This is a genomic window from Amycolatopsis ultiminotia (assembly GCF_039536925.1).
Taxonomy (GTDB): domain Bacteria; phylum Actinomycetota; class Actinomycetes; order Mycobacteriales; family Pseudonocardiaceae; genus Amycolatopsis; species Amycolatopsis ultiminotia.
In genome coordinates this window covers 30,940-48,484 of the sequence record NZ_BAAAZN010000011.1, presented here as the reverse complement: position 1 = coordinate 48,484, position 17,545 = coordinate 30,940, and the positions used below count along the sequence as shown (strand labels likewise).

At 70.2% G+C, this 17,545-nt stretch carries 17 protein-coding genes; 8 read left to right on the top strand and 9 right to left on the bottom strand.

Translation table 11 applies throughout. The annotated features are described in order from the left end of the window. The first annotated feature begins 67 nt into the window (after positions 1–67). The 3 genes from ABD793_RS24255 to ABD793_RS24245 all read left to right on the top strand — a co-directional run bounded on the left by ABD793_RS24255 (position 68) and on the right by ABD793_RS24245 (position 2,781). The gene (locus ABD793_RS24255; protein ID WP_344863807.1) at positions 68–751 is read left to right on the top strand and encodes a GntR family transcriptional regulator; all 684 of its coding nucleotides are present in this window, start codon (positions 68–70) and stop codon (positions 749–751) included. Positions 752–860: 109 nt separating this feature from the next. Next, a complete protein-coding gene (locus ABD793_RS24250) occupies positions 861–1,895 on the top strand; it encodes an LLM class flavin-dependent oxidoreductase (RefSeq protein WP_344863805.1) in 1,035 nt (344 codons plus the stop codon). 43 nt (positions 1,896–1,938) lie between these two features. Next, positions 1,939–2,781, top strand: coding sequence for a TetR/AcrR family transcriptional regulator (locus tag ABD793_RS24245; protein WP_344863803.1), 843 nt, complete (start codon positions 1,939–1,941; stop codon positions 2,779–2,781). Between the two features lie 376 nt (positions 2,782–3,157). Here the strand turns inward: ABD793_RS24245 and ABD793_RS24240 are convergent, their stop codons facing one another. The 3 genes from ABD793_RS24240 to ABD793_RS24230 all read right to left on the bottom strand — a co-directional run bounded on the left by ABD793_RS24240 (position 3,158) and on the right by ABD793_RS24230 (position 5,296). Next, a complete protein-coding gene (locus ABD793_RS24240) occupies positions 3,158–3,538 on the bottom strand; it encodes a hypothetical protein (protein WP_344863801.1) in 381 nt (126 codons plus the stop codon). 262 nt (positions 3,539–3,800) lie between these two features. After that, on the bottom strand, positions 3,801–3,941 hold the full coding sequence (locus ABD793_RS24235) for an MFS transporter small subunit (RefSeq protein WP_344863799.1): 141 nt from the start codon (positions 3,939–3,941) through the stop codon (positions 3,801–3,803). Continuing rightward, complete coding sequence (locus tag ABD793_RS24230; RefSeq protein WP_344863797.1) at positions 3,941–5,296, bottom strand: L-lactate MFS transporter; 1,356 nt, start codon at positions 5,294–5,296, stop codon at positions 3,941–3,943. The genes ABD793_RS24235 and ABD793_RS24230 overlap by 1 nt, the downstream gene beginning before the upstream one ends. Before the next feature lie 128 nt (positions 5,297–5,424). On the opposite strand from ABD793_RS24230, the gene fdhD reads away from it, so the two are divergent. Both fdhD and ABD793_RS24220 read left to right on the top strand, forming a co-directional pair. Further along, positions 5,425–6,249: a formate dehydrogenase accessory sulfurtransferase FdhD gene (fdhD, locus tag ABD793_RS24225; RefSeq protein WP_344863795.1), complete on the top strand. Its 825-nt coding sequence runs from the start codon at positions 5,425–5,427 to the stop codon at positions 6,247–6,249. A 167-nt stretch (positions 6,250–6,416) separates the two neighbouring features. Beyond that, the gene (locus ABD793_RS24220) at positions 6,417–7,340 is read left to right on the top strand and encodes an alpha/beta hydrolase (RefSeq protein ID WP_344863793.1); all 924 of its coding nucleotides are present in this window, start codon (positions 6,417–6,419) and stop codon (positions 7,338–7,340) included. 106 nt (positions 7,341–7,446) lie between these two features. Here ABD793_RS24220 and ABD793_RS24215 read toward each other — a convergent pair whose 3' ends face one another. The 5 genes from ABD793_RS24215 to tig all read right to left on the bottom strand — a co-directional run bounded on the left by ABD793_RS24215 (position 7,447) and on the right by tig (position 12,256). Further along, positions 7,447–7,848 carry a hypothetical protein gene (locus ABD793_RS24215; RefSeq protein WP_344863792.1) on the bottom strand — a complete coding sequence of 134 codons (402 nt, stop codon included), beginning with the start codon at positions 7,846–7,848 and terminating at the stop codon, positions 7,447–7,449. 80 nt (positions 7,849–7,928) lie between these two features. Then, the gene (gene clpX / locus ABD793_RS24210; RefSeq protein WP_344863790.1) at positions 7,929–9,224 is read right to left on the bottom strand and encodes an ATP-dependent Clp protease ATP-binding subunit ClpX; all 1,296 of its coding nucleotides are present in this window, start codon (positions 9,222–9,224) and stop codon (positions 7,929–7,931) included. 223 nt (positions 9,225–9,447) lie between these two features. Beyond that, positions 9,448–10,101: an ATP-dependent Clp protease proteolytic subunit gene (locus ABD793_RS24205; protein ID WP_344863788.1), complete on the bottom strand. Its 654-nt coding sequence runs from the start codon at positions 10,099–10,101 to the stop codon at positions 9,448–9,450. A gap of 26 nt (positions 10,102–10,127) precedes the next feature. Continuing rightward, positions 10,128–10,727: a ClpP family protease gene (locus ABD793_RS24200; RefSeq protein ID WP_344863786.1), complete on the bottom strand. Its 600-nt coding sequence runs from the start codon at positions 10,725–10,727 to the stop codon at positions 10,128–10,130. 140 nt (positions 10,728–10,867) lie between these two features. Further along, positions 10,868–12,256, bottom strand: a complete 1,389-nt coding sequence (gene tig / locus ABD793_RS24195; protein WP_344863784.1) for a trigger factor — start codon at positions 12,254–12,256, stop codon at positions 10,868–10,870. A gap of 189 nt (positions 12,257–12,445) precedes the next feature. Here tig and ABD793_RS24190 point away from each other — a divergent pair, with 189 nt between their 5' ends. Continuing rightward, positions 12,446–13,309: a fructosamine kinase family protein gene (locus ABD793_RS24190; protein ID WP_344863782.1), complete on the top strand. Its 864-nt coding sequence runs from the start codon at positions 12,446–12,448 to the stop codon at positions 13,307–13,309. Positions 13,310–13,313: 4 nt separating this feature from the next. On the opposite strand, the gene ABD793_RS24185 is transcribed toward ABD793_RS24190, so the two are convergent. Continuing rightward, positions 13,314–13,853 (bottom strand): hypothetical protein, encoded by a 540-nt coding sequence (locus ABD793_RS24185; protein WP_344863780.1) that lies wholly within the window; start codon positions 13,851–13,853, stop codon positions 13,314–13,316. 178 nt (positions 13,854–14,031) lie between these two features. Here ABD793_RS24185 and ABD793_RS24180 point away from each other — a divergent pair, with 178 nt between their 5' ends. Together ABD793_RS24180 and ABD793_RS24175 are read left to right on the top strand one after the other, a co-directional pair. Further along, the gene (locus tag ABD793_RS24180; RefSeq protein WP_344863778.1) at positions 14,032–15,540 is read left to right on the top strand and encodes a sensor histidine kinase; all 1,509 of its coding nucleotides are present in this window, start codon (positions 14,032–14,034) and stop codon (positions 15,538–15,540) included. Between the two features lie 71 nt (positions 15,541–15,611). After that, on the top strand, positions 15,612–17,540 hold the full coding sequence (locus tag ABD793_RS24175) for an ArnT family glycosyltransferase (protein WP_344863776.1): 1,929 nt from the start codon (positions 15,612–15,614) through the stop codon (positions 17,538–17,540). The last annotated feature ends 5 nt before the right edge of the window (positions 17,541–17,545 follow it).

Sequence of the window (17,545 nt, the reverse complement as noted above, 5' to 3'; positions counted from 1 at the left end):
GCTCCTCGGGGTGCGGGGCCGGAAACCTCACGTTGACTCGCCGATGTCCAAATGTCAACATTAGTCGGTGGAAGTCACCCCGCTGAGGAAGGCGGCACGCCGCGGGCTCGCCGAGGAAGCCGCCGACCGGGTCCGCGAGGCCATCTTCGCCGGCCACTTCCGTCCCGGCGCGCCGTTGCGCGAGGTCGAACTGGCCGCGTCGCTGGAGATCAGCCGGGGCTCGGTCCGGGAAGGACTCGCCCTGCTCGCCAAGGAAGGCCTGATCCGGGGTGGCTGGCATCGGCCGACCACCGTGGTCGACGTGACGGCAGCGGACGTGGCGGAGGTCTACTCCGTCCGTGCGGCGCTCGACCGCCTGGCCGCGGTGACCGCCCGCAGCCACGCCACGGCGGACGAACTGGACGGGTTGGACGCCCTGGTGACCGAACTGGCCACCGCCGTCCGGGAGCAGGCCGACGGGCCGCGCCTGCTGGCGCTGGACATCGCCTTCCACGACCGGGTGTACGCGGCGGCGGGCAACGGCCGCCTCCTCGACGCGTGGCACTCGGTGCGCTCACAGGTGTTCCTGTTCCAGCTCCAGCGGATTTCCTCAGCGCATCGGCATTACCGCGGGCGAGTGGTGGCAGAGCACCGGGAGCTGGCCACGCTGATCCGCGCCGGTGACCCGGACCGGCTCGCCCGGATCGCGGAGGAGCACGTGCACACCGCGCGGCGGAGCCTGCTCACCGAACTCGGCGACGGGTCGAGGTGATCGCCGGCCCGAGCCGATCGTCCGGACGAGGAGGTGATGGCCGCTCCTTGCTGGTACTGAACTAGAGGTTTACTCTCGCTAAGTACCAGACCTGGTCGAGGAGCAGACGATGATCGAGACGTGGGTTTTTTCCTTCTTCAACTCCGGTACGACCCCTGGCGGGGAAGCGCCGACGCCGGAACAGCTGCAGACCGCCTTCACGCGCTACCAGCAGCTGTGGGTCGATTGCGAGCGTTTCGGATTCGACGGCGTGGCCTTCGCCGAGCACCACTTCAACCCGGCCGCCCCCGGCCCCTCGACCCATCTGCTCGTGGCGGCGGTGGCCGCACGGACCTCCACCCTGCGCTTCACCACGCTCGGCAGCGTCCTGCCGCTGCACGACGCCCGTCGGTTCGCCGAAGAAGTGGGCATGCTCGGATACCTCACCCAGGGCCGCTACGAGCCCGGGATCGCCCCCGGCGCCGGCGATGCGGAGGCAGGCAAGGCCGGACTGTCCGCCGAGGACATTCGCCCGCGCTACTACAGCGGGGCCGATCTGCTGCGCAAGGCCGCGGAAAACCCCACCGTCACCCACCAGGACCGGTTCTACGACCTCGACCGGGTCACCCTCTCGCCGCGCATCGGTCCCGGCACCGGCGACCAGATCTGGGTGACCGTGACATCCCCTGAATCGGCCGCGTGGAGCGCCCGGCGGGGGCACAAGATCTGCACCGGCTGGCTGGCCACCCCTGCCGCGAACACACTGGCCCGGCACTACCGCGACGCGGCGGGGGAGGCCGGGCGCGCGGTGGATCCGCGCATGCTCGGCCTCCGCCGGCGGGTTTTCGTCGCGGACTCCGACGCCGAGGCGCAGGAGAAGTGCGAAGCCGCGGGCAGCATCTTCCCCGCCGCCGAGGAACTGGAGGCCGCGGACAGCAAGATCGCCCGGATGCTCCACGAACCCGACGACTTCGCCGTCGGCTCCCCGAAGACGGTCACCGAACGGCTCGTCGAGCAGTGTCGTGCCGGTGGCTACGGCGCGCTGGTGGCTTTCACCGACTTCGCCCTGTTCGGCCACTCCGATCTGGTGCGTTCCCACGAGCTGATCGGCACCGAGGTCGCCCCGGCGCTGCGGGCGGCCGGGCTGAGCGCGGACCGCCGGTAGAATCGCCGGCACCGCGCCCACCCCGTCCGGAGGGGACGAACCGATGACCACCGACGCCAGTGCGCCAAGGCGCCGGGCCGAGGTGCCCGAAGACCTCGTGGACGCCGCGATGCGCGCTTCCCGCCGGCTCGGCAAGGACATCGCCGACCTGTCCGTGCAGGCCATCGCCGAGGACGCCGGGATTTCCCGCAGCACCTTGCTCCGCAGGCTCGGCGGCACCCGGCATGCTCTCGACGAAGCGGTCCGGGCCGCCGGGATCGATCCCGGCGGCCAGCGTCCGGTCCGCGAACGCGCCGTGGAAGCGGGGGCACGGCTCATCGGCGAGCACGGTCTTGCCGCACTGACCGTCGAAGCCGTCGCGGCCGACGCCCAGTGCTCGGTTCCGAGCCTCTACGCCGCATTCTCCGGTCGCGACGGCCTGCTGCGGGCGGTCTACGACCGCTACAGCCCGATTCCCGATGTCGAGGACCGCATCAGTTCGGCGGGCGATGACCTCCAGGCGACCGTGCGCACCATCTACCGGCTCATCGGCGAGAGTTTCCGGCAGCAACCACGGGTTCTGCCCGCCGTCCTCGCGGAAATCCTCGCCCGGCCGCACGATCCGGCCATCCAGGCCCTGCTGGGCGAGTACCTGCCCCGGTTGCTCGAGGGCGTCGGGACCTGGCTCGGCGAGGAGATCCGCCGCGGCCGGATCCGCGACCTCCCCCGTCCACTGCTGCTGCAGCAGCTCGTCGGGCCGATCCTGCTGCACGCGCTCAGCCGCCCCGTCGACGAAGCACTTTCCGTGCTCGGTCTCCCCGACCCGGACGTGGCCTACGAGTTCTTCGCCGCGAACTTCCTGCGGGCGGTCAGCGAAGAAGACGACCTCCCCCGGAGTCCGAAGTAGACAGTCACCACGGCAACCTCGCCGGGCTGGCGGAGTGGCCGGCGCGGATTCCACGATCGCGCGGGCGTATCGAACCTCGTCGGTGGGCTACTGCGGCCGCAACGTCGTCGAGCGCCGCCCGTTCCCGCAGGCCGATCAGCCCGTACCCGGCACCCGCCGGCATCGCCGGGCCGGTGGTACCGGGCCCATTGGTGACCGTGACCTAGGTGTCCTGATAGGACAGTGCGACGGCGGCGTTCGCCCCCGGCGCGTACTTGCGGGCGTTGGGCGGGCCCTGCTGCACCGCGCGGTACAGCGTCAGGGTCGTCTCCGGGGCCAGGTCCGCGGCAACGATCTCCCCGGCCCAGCGAAGACAGCACGAACAAGGTCCAGCACATCAGCGTCGGCGCGGTGACGTCCTGATCCGGCGCCACCGCCACGCCGGGCCTGCGCAGTGGCCAGGACGGCCGCGAACCCGACCGGAGCCAGCACCCGGTACAGCACCATCGGCGGGAGGCGCCTCGGCAGCCTCATCGTCGGCGTCCCTTCGCGGAAGCCCGCTCGACCCGCATGCCGCCGCGCCGAGGACCATCCCGGCCACCCCGGGCACCAGGTTGTGCCCGGTCACCGCGATCCCGCCGACGAAGTACCGCAGGCCGATCGTGGCGCACGAGACGAACGGCATGATCCCCAGGAAGAGCGTGTGCCGGTGCCGGCCCACCTGGGTCAGCCGCATCAGGGCGAGCAGGATCCCGCCCATCACCAGAGCATCGGTCATCGAAGTCCGCCGGACGTCCGCACGGGCCGGGATGCCCGTCCCGGCGGACGCTAGTGCGCAGACCGGCACGAATCGTCGGCGACCGACCGCGGGTGGACGATCCCTCCACCCGGCGCTCGTCCCCGGCACCGGCCACAAAGGACACCGGGCAGCGCGATCCGATGCCCGTGGTGACCGGCCCGCGCACGCTCGGCCACCGGATGCCCGCAGGAGAAAGCCCCCGGACGGATCCGTCCGGGGGCTTTCTCCTGCGCGGGCCGGGTCAGCCGCCGAACAGGTCGACGACCTTGGTGATCAGCTCGATCACGCCGTAGACGAACGGTGCGAGCACCCACACCCAGGCGATCACGAGCAGTGCCGTGCGGCCGCCGGAGCGGGCACCGGTTTCGGTCGCTGTGCTCATCAGGCCTCACTCCCCACCTGGTTGTGGTCCACCGGCTCGTGGTACTTCTCCTTGACCGGGCGCACGCATTCGTTGGCCACGAAGCCGACCACGAGCAGGCCGATCATGATGTAGAAGGACGTCGAATAGAGGTCGGGACCGGTCTTGCCCGCCGACTTCTCGCTGTCCGCGATGCCGTCCACGATCAGCGGGCCGAGCACGCCCGCGACCGACCACGCGGTGAGCAGCCTGCCGTGGATCGCGCCGACCTGGTAGGTGCCGAACAGGTCCTTGAGGTAGGCCGGGAGCGTGGCGAACCCGCCGCCGTAGAAGGACAGGATCAGCATTGCGCACAGCACGAACACCAGCTTCGAGCCGTTCGTGGTCAGCGCGATCACCAGGTACAGCAGCGTGCCGACACCGAGGTAGAACCGGTAGATGTTCTTGCGCCCCACCGCGTCCGAAATGGACGACCAGACGAACCGGCCGAGCATGTTGGTCAGCGACAGCAGCGCGACGAACCCGGCCGCGGCGGCCGTGCCGACCGGCGCCGAGGTGCCCTTGAAGAAGTCCGTGATCATCGGCGCGGCCTTCTCCAGGATGCCGATGCCTGCGGTCACGTTGAGGCACAACACAATCCACAGGCACCAGAACTGCGGCGTCTTGAGCGCATTGGCCGCCGAGACGTTCGCGGCCGAGATCATCGGCCTGGCCGCGGCCGGCTCCCGCGTCCGGCCCGGCGGGCGCCAGCCGTCCGCGGGCACGCGCACGATCAGCACCCCCAGCGCCATGAACACCGCGTAGACCAGACCGTGGATGAGGAACGCCACCGCGATGTCGCCGGTGCCGGGGCTGCTGCCGAGCATCGCCGACGACCACGGCGAGGCGATCAGCGCACCGCCGCCGAAGCCCATGATCGCGATCCCGGTCGCCATGCCCGGCCGGTCGGGGAACCACTTGATCAACGTCGACACCGGTGAGATGTAACCGATGCCCAGCCCGATCCCGCCGATCCCGCCGTAGCCGAGCACCACGAGCCAGAACTGGCCGGTGGCGACGCCGAGCGCGGAAATCAGGAATCCGGCGGAGAAGCACAGGGTGGCCACGAACATCGCCCAGCGCGGGCCGTTGCGCTCCACGAGCGTTCCGCCGAAGGCCGCGGACAGGCCGAGCATCACGATGCCGAGCTGGAACGGCAGGCCGGATTCGGTGCCGGAGAGGTGGAGGGTTTTCTCCAGCGGGGTTTTGAACACGCTCCACGCGTACGCTTGACCGATCGACAGGTGGATGGAGAGTGCGGCGGGCGGGACCAGCCAGCGGGTCCATCCGGGTGATGCGACGATACGAGAGCGGGCGAGGAAGCCGGGGACGGCCATCGTCAGACTCCTCCGAACTGTGGGGGTACGCAGGGAATGTATTACCAAACGCTGCACGGTGCACCGGCCATATGTCGTATGTCTGGTTAGTCGGGTACGAAATCCGGCGCCGAGAAGAGGGACGGGCGATGGGCAGAGTCACCGTGCGGCGGCCGGTGCGGCGGATCTCCGCGGCGGGCCAGCGACGACGGCCGGATTCGCTGGCCGCCGAGGAACCGCTGGAGCTGCGCGTGGGCGGTCGGGCACTGACGGTGACAATGCGCACACCCGGCCACGATGTGGAACTCGTACACGGTTTCCTGCTGTCCGAAGGGGTGCTGGGTTCCCGCGAGGACGTGCTGACCGCCCGCTACTGCGCCGGCGTCGACGACCGGGGGCGCAACACCTACAACGTGCTCGATGTGACGCTCGCGGAAGGCGTGTCACCGCCGGACGCCGGTGTGGAGCGGAACTTCTACACCACCTCCTCGTGCGGGGTCTGCGGCAAGGCCGCGCTGGACGCGGTGAAGCTGCGCAGCCGGTTCTCCCCGGCGTCGGCGTCGTTCTCGGTGCGGACCGAGGTACTCGCGACGCTCCCGGATGCCTTGCGGGCTCAGCAGAAAGTCTTCTCCGCCACCGGCGGGCTGCACGCCGCCGCGTTGTTCACCGCCGAAGGCGAACTGGCCGTGGTGCGCGAGGACATCGGACGGCACAACGCGGTGGACAAAGTCCTCGGCTGGGCACTGCAGGCGAACCGGATCCCGGCGTCCGGACTCGGCCTGCTGGTGTCCGGACGGGTTTCGTTCGAACTGGTGCAGAAGGCCGCGATGGCCGGGATCGGGCTGCTCGCCGCGGTGTCCGCGCCGTCCTCGCTGGCCGCGGAGCTGGCGGAGGAGAACGGGATGACGTTGATCGGCTTTCTGCGCGGCGACAGCATGAACCTCTACACCGGAGACCAGCGCGTGCTCGGCTAGCCGTGCCTGCTGCGTCCACTTCGGACGGCCGGGCGCGTCCACAGTGGCCGCCGCCACCCGAAGTGACCACAATGTCCGGTATCAGGGCAGTGCGGAAAGCAACGACCGCGTGAAATTCGTCTAACGCAACTCCTGGCCCCCTTGCGACGTCCTAGTCTGTACGGGGGATGGAGGGACAGGTGGAAGAACCAACCGGTGACGGGCGACGGGTCAGCCGCCGCTCGCTGCTCATCGCGGGCGCGTCGGGGCTCGGTGTGGCCGGCCTCGCCGCGGGCACGGCGACCGGCGTCGTGCCGTTCAACCAGGCGTTGCAGCGCGCGCTGGGCGTCGCCTCGTCCACTCCGGTCACGCAGCTGGGCAGCATGCGGGTGGAGCGGGTGTACTCGGTCGCGCGCGGGCGTGAGGTGAACCTGGTGTTCCTGCTGCCGAGCAAGAAGCCGCCGCGCGGGCTGCCGATGTCGCTGCTGCTGCACGGCCTGCACGGCAGCGCGCGCAGCGCCGCGCCGACCGGATTGCTCAAGCAGCTCGGCAGCGACGTGGCGCGCAAGGCGGTGCCCGCGTACGGCTACGTCGCCGTTGACGGCGGGGACAACTACTGGCACCGGGTCCACCCTGGCGACGACCCGATGGCGATGCTGATGGACGAGGTCCCGCAGTGGCTGCGGGAACGCGGTTTCGGCGGCAAGGACGGTCAGCCGTTCGCCTGCACCGGCGTTTCGATGGGCGGGTTCGGCGCCCTGCTCTACGGCCGCCTCCGCGCCGAACGTCACCAGCCGCCTGCCGCGATCGCGGCCATCTCGCCCGCGCTCCTCACGTCCTGGCAGACCATGGCGAAACGGCACATCTTCACCGGGATCAACGACTGGACGGCACTCGATCCGCTGCGCCACCTGGATGCGCTGAACGGCATCCCGACGGCCGTCTACTGCGGCACGGAGGATGCGTTCATCACCGGAGTCCGCGAGTACATCTCCACCGCTCATCCGGCCGTGGCCTACACGGCGAAGGGGAAGCACAGCGACAAGTTCTTCCGCACGACGGTGCCGAGCGTGGTGCAGTTCGTCGGCAAGCACCTGCCCCGCGGCGCCTAGGACGCGGCCGAGCAGTATCGCGGGCGGGGATACTGCCGGTCGTGCTGCGGTGTTCGGTTCCCGCCGTCGTTGCGCCGGCCGTCGCCGAGCGGGGACGCAGGCCGGTTCAGGAAACCCAGCGGGCGACCACTGCGATCAGCCAGAAGCCGACCATCGTGGCGACCGCGGTGAGCAGCGCCCAGCGGAGGCGGTGGGTGCGGATTTCCGCGGCGCGCAGGCGGCGCAGGAAGTAGAACCCGGCGGCGAAGAGCGGGATCGGGATCACCGGCAGCGGGGACAGCCGGGTGCCGATCGCGACCAGGCAGACCAGGGTCAGCACGGCCAGCAGGATCGCCGAGGCACGGATCAGCCACGGGCACCGCGCCAGGACCGACGCGACGACCCGTTCGCTCAGCTCGACGATGCCGACCGGGGTTCCGGCCGGCTCGCCGGCACGTTCAGTGGAAACCGCTTCGGCCGGGTCGGCGGTGTCGTCCCCCGGGGGCGCGGTCAGCGGCACGGTTGTCATCCTGTCCATTATCGCGCCTGCCGCGAACACCCTGGCAGCCGACTCCTTCTAAGCTCCCCCGGTCGCGGGACGGCGGCGGATCAGGCCGACTTCTCGCCGCGTTCGCTCCTGGCCCGCCGCGAGGGCTGCCGGGCCACGATCGTCGGGTTCACGTTCTCGCGCACGGTCTGCTCGGTGATCACGACCTTGGCCACGTCGTCGCGGCTCGGGATGTCGTACATCACCGGCTGGAGGACTTCCTCCATGATCGCGCGCAGGCCGCGGGCGCCGGTGCCGCGCAGCACCGCCTGGTCGGCGATCGCCTCCAGCGCCGTCTTGGTGAACTCCAGCTCGACGTTGTCCAGCTCGAAGAGCTTCTTGTACTGCTTCACCAGCGCGTTGCGCGGCTGGGTGAGGATGGAGACCAGCGACTCCTTGTCCAGGTGGTTCACCGTGGCGACCACCGGGAGGCGGCCGATGAACTCCGGGATCAGGCCGAACTTGATCAGGTCCTCCGGCATCGTCTCGGAGAACACGTCGCTGCCCTCGATCTCGGCCTTCGTGCGGATCTCCGCGCCGAAGCCGAGGCCGCGCTTGCCGACCCGCTCGTTGATGATCTTTTCCAGCCCGGCGAACGCACCGGCCACGATGAACAGCACGTTCGTCGTGTCGATCTGGATGAACTCCTGGTGCGGGTGCTTGCGCCCGCCCTGCGGCGGTACCGAGGCGGTGGTGCCCTCGAGGATCTTCAGCAGCGCCTGCTGCACACCCTCACCGGACACATCGCGGGTGATCGACGGGTTCTCCGACTTGCGGGCGATCTTGTCGACCTCGTCGATGTAGATGATGCCGGTCTCGGCGCGCTTGACGTCGTAGTCGGCCGCCTGGATCAGCTTCAGCAGGATGTTCTCGACGTCCTCACCCACGTAACCGGCCTCGGTCAGCGCGGTGGCGTCGGCGATCGCGAAGGGGACGTTGAGCAGCTTGGCCAGCGTCTGCGCGAGGTAGGTCTTGCCGCAGCCGGTGGGGCCGAGCATCAGGATGTTGGACTTGGCCAGCTCGACCGGCTCGTCCTTGGAGTCCTTCGGCCCGGTCTTGTCGTCGGCCTGGATCCGCTTGTAGTGGTTGTACACCGCGACGGCAAGGGACTTCTTCGCCTCGCCCTGCCCGATGATGTACTGCTCGAGGAACTCGTGGATGTCCGCGGGCTTGGGCAGCTCGTCGAGCTTGACGTCGCCGGCCTCGGCCAGTTCCTCTTCGATGATCTCGTTGCAGAGGTCGATGCACTCGTCGCAGATGTACACCCCCGGGCCGGCAATGAGCTTCTTCACCTGTTTCTGGCTCTTCCCGCAGAAAGAACACTTCAGCAGGTCGCCGCCGTCACCGATCCGTGCCATGGCCGTTGACCTCGTCCCCTCCGGTGCGCGGGGGTGCGCACCTGCACTCTCCGGCGAACCCGGTTCCGCCGATATTTCCCGGGTTCACACACATTGCCACCGACGGTACCCGTCCGGAGCCCTGGGCGGGAACACCCCAGCCCCGTTCCGGGCACGCCGACGCCCGACCTTAGACCAGCGGGCCGGTGCCTGCCGTGGATTCGGCGCGCACCGGCCCGTCGGATCAGTTGGCCGAGGCCTTCCGGTACGGAAGCACCTCGTCGATCAGGCCGTAGGCCTTGGCCTCCTCGGCGGTGAGGATCTTGTCCCGCTCGATGTCGGCCTTGATCTCGTCCGGTTCCTTGTTCGTGTGCTTGGCCAGGATGACCTCCATCTGGCGGCGCACCCGCTGGATCTCGTTGGCCTGGATCTCCAGGTCGGACACCTGGCCGTAGCTGCCCTCGGTGGCCGGCTGGTGGATCAGCACGCGTGCGTTGGGCAGCGCCATGCGCTTGCCCGGCGTGCCCGCCCCCAGCAGCACCGCGGCGGCCGAGGCGGCCTGGCCGAGGCACACCGTGGAGATGTCCGGCCGGATGTACTGCATGGTGTCGTAGATCGCCATCAGCGAGGTGAACGATCCACCCGGCGAGTTGATGTAGATGCTGATGTCGCGGTCCGGGTCCTCGTGCTCGAGGTGCAGCAGCTGGGCCATCACGTCGTTGGCCGACGCGTCGTCCACCTGCACGCCGAGGAAGATCGTCCGCTCCTCGTACAGCTTGTTGTACGGGTTGGACTCCTTCACGCCGTAGCTGGTGCGCTCGACGTAAGAGGGCAGGATGTACCGCGACTGCGGGGTCTGCGGAGCCCGGAAGTCACCCGGGAGCCGGAAGTTGCTCATGAGAGGTCTCCTGTGTGCCTTCGCGCTCAGTTGTTCGAGGTGATGCCTGCGGACAGCACGTGGTCGACGAAGCCGTAGTCCTGCGCTTCCTGCGCGGTGAACCAGCGGTCGCGGTCGCCGTCCTTGATGATCTGCTCGGTGGTCTGGCCGGTCTGCTCGGCGGTGATCTTGGCCAGCTCCTGCTTCCACTTGTTGAACAGGTCGGCCTGGATCGCGATGTCGGACGCGGTGCCACCCACCCCCGCGGACGGCTGGTGCATCAGGATGCGCGCATGCGGAAGCGCGTAGCGCTTGCCGGGCGTGCCCGACGAGAGCAGGAACTGCCCCATCGAGGCGGCCATGCCCATCGCGTAGGTGGCCACGTCCGGCCGGATGAGCTGCATGGTGTCGTAGATGGCGAACCCGGCGGTGACCGAGCCTCCCGGCGAGTTGATGTAGAACCGGATGTCGGACTCGGAGTCGTCCGCATCGAGCAGCAACAGCTGCGCGGTGATCCGGTTGGCGACCTCGTCGTTGACCTCGGAGCCGAGCACGACGATGCGCTCCTGGAGCAACCGCTCGAACACCGAGTCGGTGAGGGTGAGCCCCGCGGTGCCGGTCCGCCCCTCGGGCATGTGCTGCTTCACGTCTGCCTGCCTTTTCGCCCGCGGCGGCCCTGCTGCGTCCCGGCCGCCGCTGTCGTTCGTCCGTGCTGGAATCTTGTCTCCGACCCTAACGAAGTCGGGCGGCGCAGAATGCCTGACACCGCCCAAGTTCGCTTACAGCGTTACTCCGCAGGGGTCGTCGCGGCTTCCTCGGTGGCCTGGCTCTCCTCGGTCTCGGCCTGCGCGTCCTCGTCGGTGCCGAACAGCTCCGAAAGGTCGACCTCGGTGCCCGAGCCGTCCTTCACCGTGATGCCGCGCACCACCGACGCGAGCGCCTTGCCGCGGCGCACGTCGGCGTAGATCGCGGTGAGCTGGCCGGACTGCTGGGCCCGCTGCACGTACTCGTCCGGGCTGACGCCGAAGCGCTGGGCCTGGTAGATGATCCGCTCGGTGAGCTCGCCGTCGTCGACGGTGGTCTGCTCCTTGTCGGCGATGGTGTCCAGCAGCAGCTGCGTGCGGACGGCCTTCTCCGACTCCTCCTGGACCTCGGTGGTGAACTCGTCCAGCGTGCGGCCCTCGGCCTCGAGCGCCTCGGCGAACTTCGCCTCGTCGTGGTCGAACGGGTGCACCGCGTCGTGCTTGCGGTTCTCGACCTCGGCCTCGAGCACCTTCTCCGGGATCGGCACCTCGGTGCGCTCCAGCAGGATGTCCAGCACCTTGTCGCGGGCCTGCACGCCCTGCTGCATCTTCTTCACCCGGCCGAGCCGTTCGCGCAGGTCGCCGCGCAGCTCGTCGATGGTGTCGAACTCGCTGGCCAGCTGGGCGAACTCGTCGTCGGGCTCGGGCAGCTCGCGCTGTTTGACCGACTGCACGGTGACCGTGACGTCGGCGTCCTGCCCGGCGTGCTCGCCCGCCACCAGCTTCGTGGTGAAGGTCTTCGTCTCGCCTGCGTTCGCGCCGATGATCGCGTCGTCGATGCCGTCCACGAGCTGGCCGGAGCCGATCTCGTAGGACAGGCCGGTGGTCGAGGCCTCCTCGACCACCTCGCCGCCGACCGTGGCGGAGAGGTCGACCGACACGAAGTCGCCGTTCTCCGCGGGCCGCTCGACCCCGGTCAGGGTGCCGAAGCGGGCGCGCAGCTCGTCGAGCTGCTCGGCGACCTCCTCGTCGGTGGTCTCGACGTCGTCGACGCTGATCTCGAGGCCGTCCAGCGCGGGCAGCTCGATCTCCGGCCGGACGTCGACCTCGGCGCTGAACTCGAGCACCTCGCGGTCCTCGAGCTTGGTCACCTCGAACTCGGGCTGACCCAGCGTGCGGACCTCGCCGACGCGGACCGCCTCGACGTACTTGGCCGGAATCACCTCGTTCACGACCTCGTCGAGCACCGGCGCGCGGCCGATCCTGCTTTCCAGGACGCGAGCGGGTGCCTTGCCGGGCCGGAAACCGGGGATGCGCACCTGCTGCGCGATCTTGCGGTACGCGGCGTCGAAGTTCGGCTTGAGCTCGTCGAACGGCACCTCGACATTGATCTTCACTCGCGTCGGGCTGAGCTGCTCGACGGTGCTCTTCAAGATCTTCTCCTCGAGCGGTAAACGATGCGGGTTCCAACGTCCTTCAGGACGGCCCCGGTCACCTGCTGACCGGGACGTCCGAGTCTAGGCCAGAGGCGGGACGAGACGGGCCCGGGGGCCATTGGCGCACCCCTTCCGATCTGCGGCCGGACGAGTCCGCGGGGCTTCGGCGCGGGTAATCTGCCGGACGTGGCACCCCGGCAGCACGCGGACACGGCGGCAGAAGCGGCCGCTCGGCTCACCGGACGGACGGTGACCGGCTCCGGGCGGACCGGCGCGCTCAGCGAGGTCACGCTCGACGGTGGCCTCGACGGCGACGAGGCCGTGGTGGTCAAGCGGGGGCATCCGCCAGGAGCCGCCATCGCGGAGGCCGCCGGGCTGCGCTGGCTGGCCGCCGCCGGGACCGTGGCCCTGCCGCGGGTGCACGGGGCGGACACCGGCTGGCTCGTGCTGGACCTGGTGGAGCAGGCCTCGCCCACCTCCGCCGCGGCGGAGGCGTTCGGCCGCGAGCTCGCCGCTCTGCACGCCGCCGGCGCGCCGTCGTTCGGCGCCGCTCCCCCGGACGGTCCGGCGGACGCCTGGATCGGGCTCGCGCCGATGCGCAACGTGCCAGGGGACAGCTGGCCGCAGTGGTACGCCGAACACCGCGTGCTGCCATACGTGGGTATGGCGGTCGACGACGGCACGGTGAGCACCGCGGAGGCCCGCGTGATCGAACGGGCCTGCGCGCGGTTCCCCGAGACGACCGAAGCCCCGGCGCGCCTGCACGGTGACCTGTGGAACGGCAACGTGCTGTGGAGCGACGCCGGGGTGGTCCTCATCGATCCGGCAGCACATGGCGGCCACCGTGAATCGGATTTGGCGATGCTGCACCTGTTCGGCTGCCCGCACCTGGACCGGATCGTCGCGGCGTACCACGAGGCCGCGCCGCTGGCCGACGGATACCGCGAACGGATCCCGATGCACCAACTGTTCCCGCTGCTGGTGCACACCGTCCTGTTCGGACGGTCATACGCCGGGCAGGCGGTGGCCGCGGCACGCGCCCTTGGCTGAGGCGTCAGCCGCCGTTCGCCGGCGGGGCACCGTTCATGCCCCCGGCCGTGCGCGCCTCCGTCGCTGAGGTCACGGTCGCTTTGCTGCCGTTCTCCGTCGCCACGACAGTCACGTCTTCGCCTTGTTTGATGCCGGTGGCCGTCGAGGCGTCGATCGTGTAGGTCTTGGTGAACCCGTCGGTGCTCTTCGCGGTCAACGAAGTGCTGCTCAATGCGGTCACCTGCCCGGTCTGCAGGAACTTCGTCACGTACGTACCGCTGTCGCCGGCGGAGACGAACTCGCCGTGCAGGGCGGATCCGAGCTCGGCCCCGCCTCCTCCCCCAGGGCCGCCGGCCTGCCCGCCCGGCCCGGACTGAGCGCTGTCGGCAGTGGAGGAGGAAGAGGACGTCGCGGCCCACACCGCACCGCCGCCACCGAACACGATCACCGCGGCGATCCCGCCTGCGATCCACTTCGCACGGGCCGGACGTTCCGCAGGCGGTTGCAGGTCACCCCAGGCCGGCGGGTGGTCCGGAGTGGCAGTGCTGGGATGCGGGGTGGTCATGAAGGCTCCTGCGGTCGGTGGACGGTTCGGGTTCCACGGTGGTGACGCAGCCTGTGCCCGCGCTGTGGAACCGGTCAGCCGGGGCTGTGACCGGCTTTCCGGGCAAGTCCGGCCACCGCACAGCGGACTCACAGGCAGCACACATCGCGCCCACACCCACTCCTCGCACGCTCGGGGTATGAGATCTCGCGCAAGACCCGGCGCCGCCCGGTTCGGGCGGCTTTCGTTGCGCGCGAAACTGACTGTGTCGATCGTGCTGCTGCTCTCGTTCGTGTGCCTGATCATCGGCGTCGTGAGCGAGTTCGCGCTGCGCGCGTTCCTGATCTCGCAGGCAGACAACCAGCTGTACGCCGCGGCGGGCCGCGCGGCGGATTTCGCCACCCACGACGGCCCGCAGGGCGGGCACAACCCGCTGGACGCACCGGGCCAGGGCGCGGGCACGGTCAACGCGCACTTCTCCGGCGGCAGGCTGGTCAACGGCGGCGCGCTGTCCCCGGACGGCGAACGCGTCACGCTCACCCCGGACGAGCTGGCGATGCTGCAGGACCTCCCGCCGGACAGCCACGCCTACACCCGCGACCTCGACGACCTCGGCGACTACCGGCTCACCGCGATGCGGATCCCGGACGGGGTGGTGGTGACCGGGGTGCCACTGGACCAGATGCAGCAGACCCTCCTGACCGTGGGGCTGATCCTCTTCGGCGTGGCAGCTGCCGGGGTGACCGGTGCCGCGTTCGTCGGGGCGTTCGCAGTGCGCCGGACACTGCGCCCGCTGGACCGGGTGGCCGAGACCGCCTCGCGGGTGTCGGAACTGCCGCTGGACCGCGGGTACGTGGACCTTTCCGTGCGGGTACCCGATCCGGACACCGATCCGCGGACCGAGGTGGGCCAGGTCGGTGCGGCGCTCAACCTGATGCTCGGGCACATCTCCGCGGCACTGGAATCACGGCACGCGAGCGAACTGCGCGCCCGCCAGTTCGTCGCGGATGCCAGCCACGAGCTGCGCACCCCACTCGCCGCGATCCGCGGGTACGCCGAACTGGCCGGACGCGGCCGGGCGCTGGTGCCGCCGGACGTCGCGCGGTCCATGAGCCGCATCGAGTCCGAGGCGGACCGGATGACCGCACTGGTCGAAGACCTGCTGCTGCTCGCGCGGCTCGACGCGGGACGCCCGCTCGACGTCGCCGAAGTCGATCTGTCCCGGCTGGTGGCGGACGCGGTGAGCGACGCGCAGGTGGCGGGCCCCGGCCACCACTGGCAGCTGTCCCTGCCGGGCGCGCCGGTGCTCGTGCTCGGTGATGTCCAGCGGCTGCACCAGGTACTGGCCAACCTGCTGGCGAACGCCCGCGTGCACACCCCGCCCGGCACGACGGTGGTCACCGCGCTCGCACAGTCCGCCGACGGCAGCGCGGTGGTGACCGTGACCGACAACGGCCCCGGTATCCCGGCCGACCTCCTGCCGGAGGTGTTCGAACGGTTCGCGCGAGGTGACTCGTCCCGCTCGCGCGCGGCCGGATCGACCGGCCTCGGCATGGCGATCGCGGCCGCGGTGCTGATCGCGCACCACGGCACGATCGAGGTGCACAGCCGCCCCGGCCGCACCGAGTTCGCGGTCCGGCTGCCGATCGCGGTGCCCGCACAGCGCCGGGTGGCCGCCGAACCCGCGATCCGGCGGCTGGAAGCCTGACCCGCGAGTCGCACAGCAGGCACACAGGGTGGGCACAACCCGGCCCAAGGTCGACAGGCGAATCTGGGCGCATGACCGCAGTCGTGACCCCCGAAGCAGCGCCGAGCGCATCCGCCCCGGCCCGGAGAGAACCGCGGTGGGTTCGCCCGTCGCTCGTCCTCCTCCTCGTCGCCACCGCCGCGCTCTACCTGTGGGACCTGGGTGCCTCGGGATGGGCCAACGCCTTCTATTCGGCCGCGGCGCAGGCCGGCTCGCAAAGCTGGAAGGCGTTGTTCTTCGGCTCGAGCGACGCGGCCAACGGCATCACCGTGGACAAGACTCCGGCCGGCCTGTGGGTGATGAGCCTTTCGGCGCGGCTGTTCGGAGTGAACAGCTGGAGCATGCTGGTTCCGCAGGCGCTGATGGGCGTCGGCTCCACCTGGCTGATGTACGCCACGGTGCGCCGTACGTCCGGCGCCGCGGCCGGGCTCATCGCGGGCGCGGTCCTCACCCTTACCCCGGCAGCCGCACTGATCTTCCGCTTCAACAACCCGGACGCGCTGCTCGTCCTGCTGCTGGTCGCCGCCGCCTACGGCACGGTGCGCGCACTCGAAAAGGCAGGCCCGAAGTGGCTGGTTTTCGCCGGCGTCGCGGTCGGCTTCGGCTTCCTCGCCAAGATGCTGCAAGCCTTTCTGGTACTGCCCGCGTTCGCGCTGGCTTATCTCGTGGCCGCGCCGGCCTCGCTGGGCAAACGCCTGCTGCACCTGCTCGCCGGGCTCGCCGCGGTACTGGTTTCGGCAGGCTGGTACCTGGCGGTGGCCGGACTGTGGCCCGCCGCGGACCGGCCGTACATCGGCGGCTCGCAGAACAACAGCCTGCTCGAACTCACCTTGGGCTACAACGGTTTCGGCCGGATCACCGGCGACGAGACGGGCAGCGTCGGCGGCAGCCCCGGCGGCGGCTGGGGCAGTACCGGGCTGTTCCGGTTGTTCGGCAGCGAAATGGCGGGCGGCATCGCCTGGCTGCTGCCCGCCGCGGTGCTCGCACTCGGCGCGGGCCTGTGGTTCACCCGCCGCGCACCGCGGACCGACCGAAGCCGCGCGGCGGTGCTGGTCTGGGGTGGCTGGCTGGTCCTCACCGCCGGGGTCTTCAGCTTCATGGGCGGGATCATCCATCCCTACTACACCATCGCCCTCGCGCCCGCGATCGCGGGACTCGTCGGCACTGCCGTGGTGCAGCTGTGGCGGCTGCGCGCCGACCCGGCCGCCGCCGGGCTGCTCAGCGGCGGGCTGGCACTCACCACGGCCACCACCTACCTCCTGCTGATGCGCGAACCGTCGTGGCAGTCCTGGCTCGCGCCGACGGTGCTCGTGGTGGGGCTGGCCGCGGCCGTGGCGCTGTTCTTCGTCAATCACCTCGGCCGCACCGCGGTCCGGTCGCTGGCCGTGCTGGCGCTGGTGACGTTGCTCGCCGGATCCGGCGCCTACAGCGTGGCCACCGCGGCGACCCCGCAGAGCGGCGCGATTCCTTCTGCGGGCCCGAGTACCGGCCGTGGATTCGGCGGTCCTCCCGGTGGCGGCACGGGGAACTTCGGCGGTGGACCAAGCGGATCGAACGGCGGCCCGGGTGGTGGACGAGGCGGCGGAGGACCGGCAGGCGGACTGCTCGGCACGTCGCTGCCTGGACCGGAACTGACCGCGCTGCTGACCGCGGACCCGAGCCGCTACACCTGGGTCGCAGCCACCGTCGGCTCCAACAACGCGGCCGGCTACCAGCTCGGCAGCGGGCAACCGGTGCTCGCGGTGGGCGGGTTCAACGGCACCGACCCGTATCCGACACTCGAGCAGTTCCGGCAATGGGTCCACGACGGGAAAATCCACTACTTCCTCGGCGAGGGCATGTCCATGCGCGGTGGCGACAGCAGCGGCAGCGACGAGGCCGAGCAGATCGCCGCGTGGGTGGCAGAGCAGTACCAACCGACCACAGTGGACAGTGTGGTGGTGTACGACCTGACCGGCTGACCCCG

Bases quoted from the DNA above. Each gene is read 5' to 3' on its own strand.
- ABD793_RS24245 (WP_344863803.1), top strand. From the start codon at position 1,939: ATGACCACCGACGCCAGTGCGCCAAGGCGCCGGGCCGAGGTGCCCGAA.
- ABD793_RS24185 (WP_344863780.1), bottom strand. From the start codon at position 13,853: ATGACCACCCCGCATCCCAGCACTGCCACTCCGGACCACCCGCCGGCC.
- ABD793_RS24230 (WP_344863797.1), bottom strand. From the start codon at position 5,296: ATGGCCGTCCCCGGCTTCCTCGCCCGCTCTCGTATCGTCGCATCACCC.
- ABD793_RS24240 (WP_344863801.1), bottom strand. From the start codon at position 3,538: ATGACCGATGCTCTGGTGATGGGCGGGATCCTGCTCGCCCTGATGCGG.
- ABD793_RS24235 (WP_344863799.1), bottom strand. From the start codon at position 3,941: ATGAGCACAGCGACCGAAACCGGTGCCCGCTCCGGCGGCCGCACGGCA.
- ABD793_RS24215 (WP_344863792.1), bottom strand. From the start codon at position 7,848: ATGACAACCGTGCCGCTGACCGCGCCCCCGGGGGACGACACCGCCGAC.
- fdhD (WP_344863795.1), top strand. From the start codon at position 5,425: ATGGGCAGAGTCACCGTGCGGCGGCCGGTGCGGCGGATCTCCGCGGCG.
- ABD793_RS24175 (WP_344863776.1), top strand. From the start codon at position 15,612: ATGACCGCAGTCGTGACCCCCGAAGCAGCGCCGAGCGCATCCGCCCCG.
- clpX (WP_344863790.1), bottom strand. From the start codon at position 9,224: ATGGCACGGATCGGTGACGGCGGCGACCTGCTGAAGTGTTCTTTCTGC.
- ABD793_RS24205 (WP_344863788.1), bottom strand. From the start codon at position 10,101: ATGAGCAACTTCCGGCTCCCGGGTGACTTCCGGGCTCCGCAGACCCCG.
- ABD793_RS24250 (WP_344863805.1), top strand. From the start codon at position 861: ATGATCGAGACGTGGGTTTTTTCCTTCTTCAACTCCGGTACGACCCCT.
- ABD793_RS24220 (WP_344863793.1), top strand. From the start codon at position 6,417: ATGGAGGGACAGGTGGAAGAACCAACCGGTGACGGGCGACGGGTCAGC.
- ABD793_RS24180 (WP_344863778.1), top strand. From the start codon at position 14,032: ATGAGATCTCGCGCAAGACCCGGCGCCGCCCGGTTCGGGCGGCTTTCG.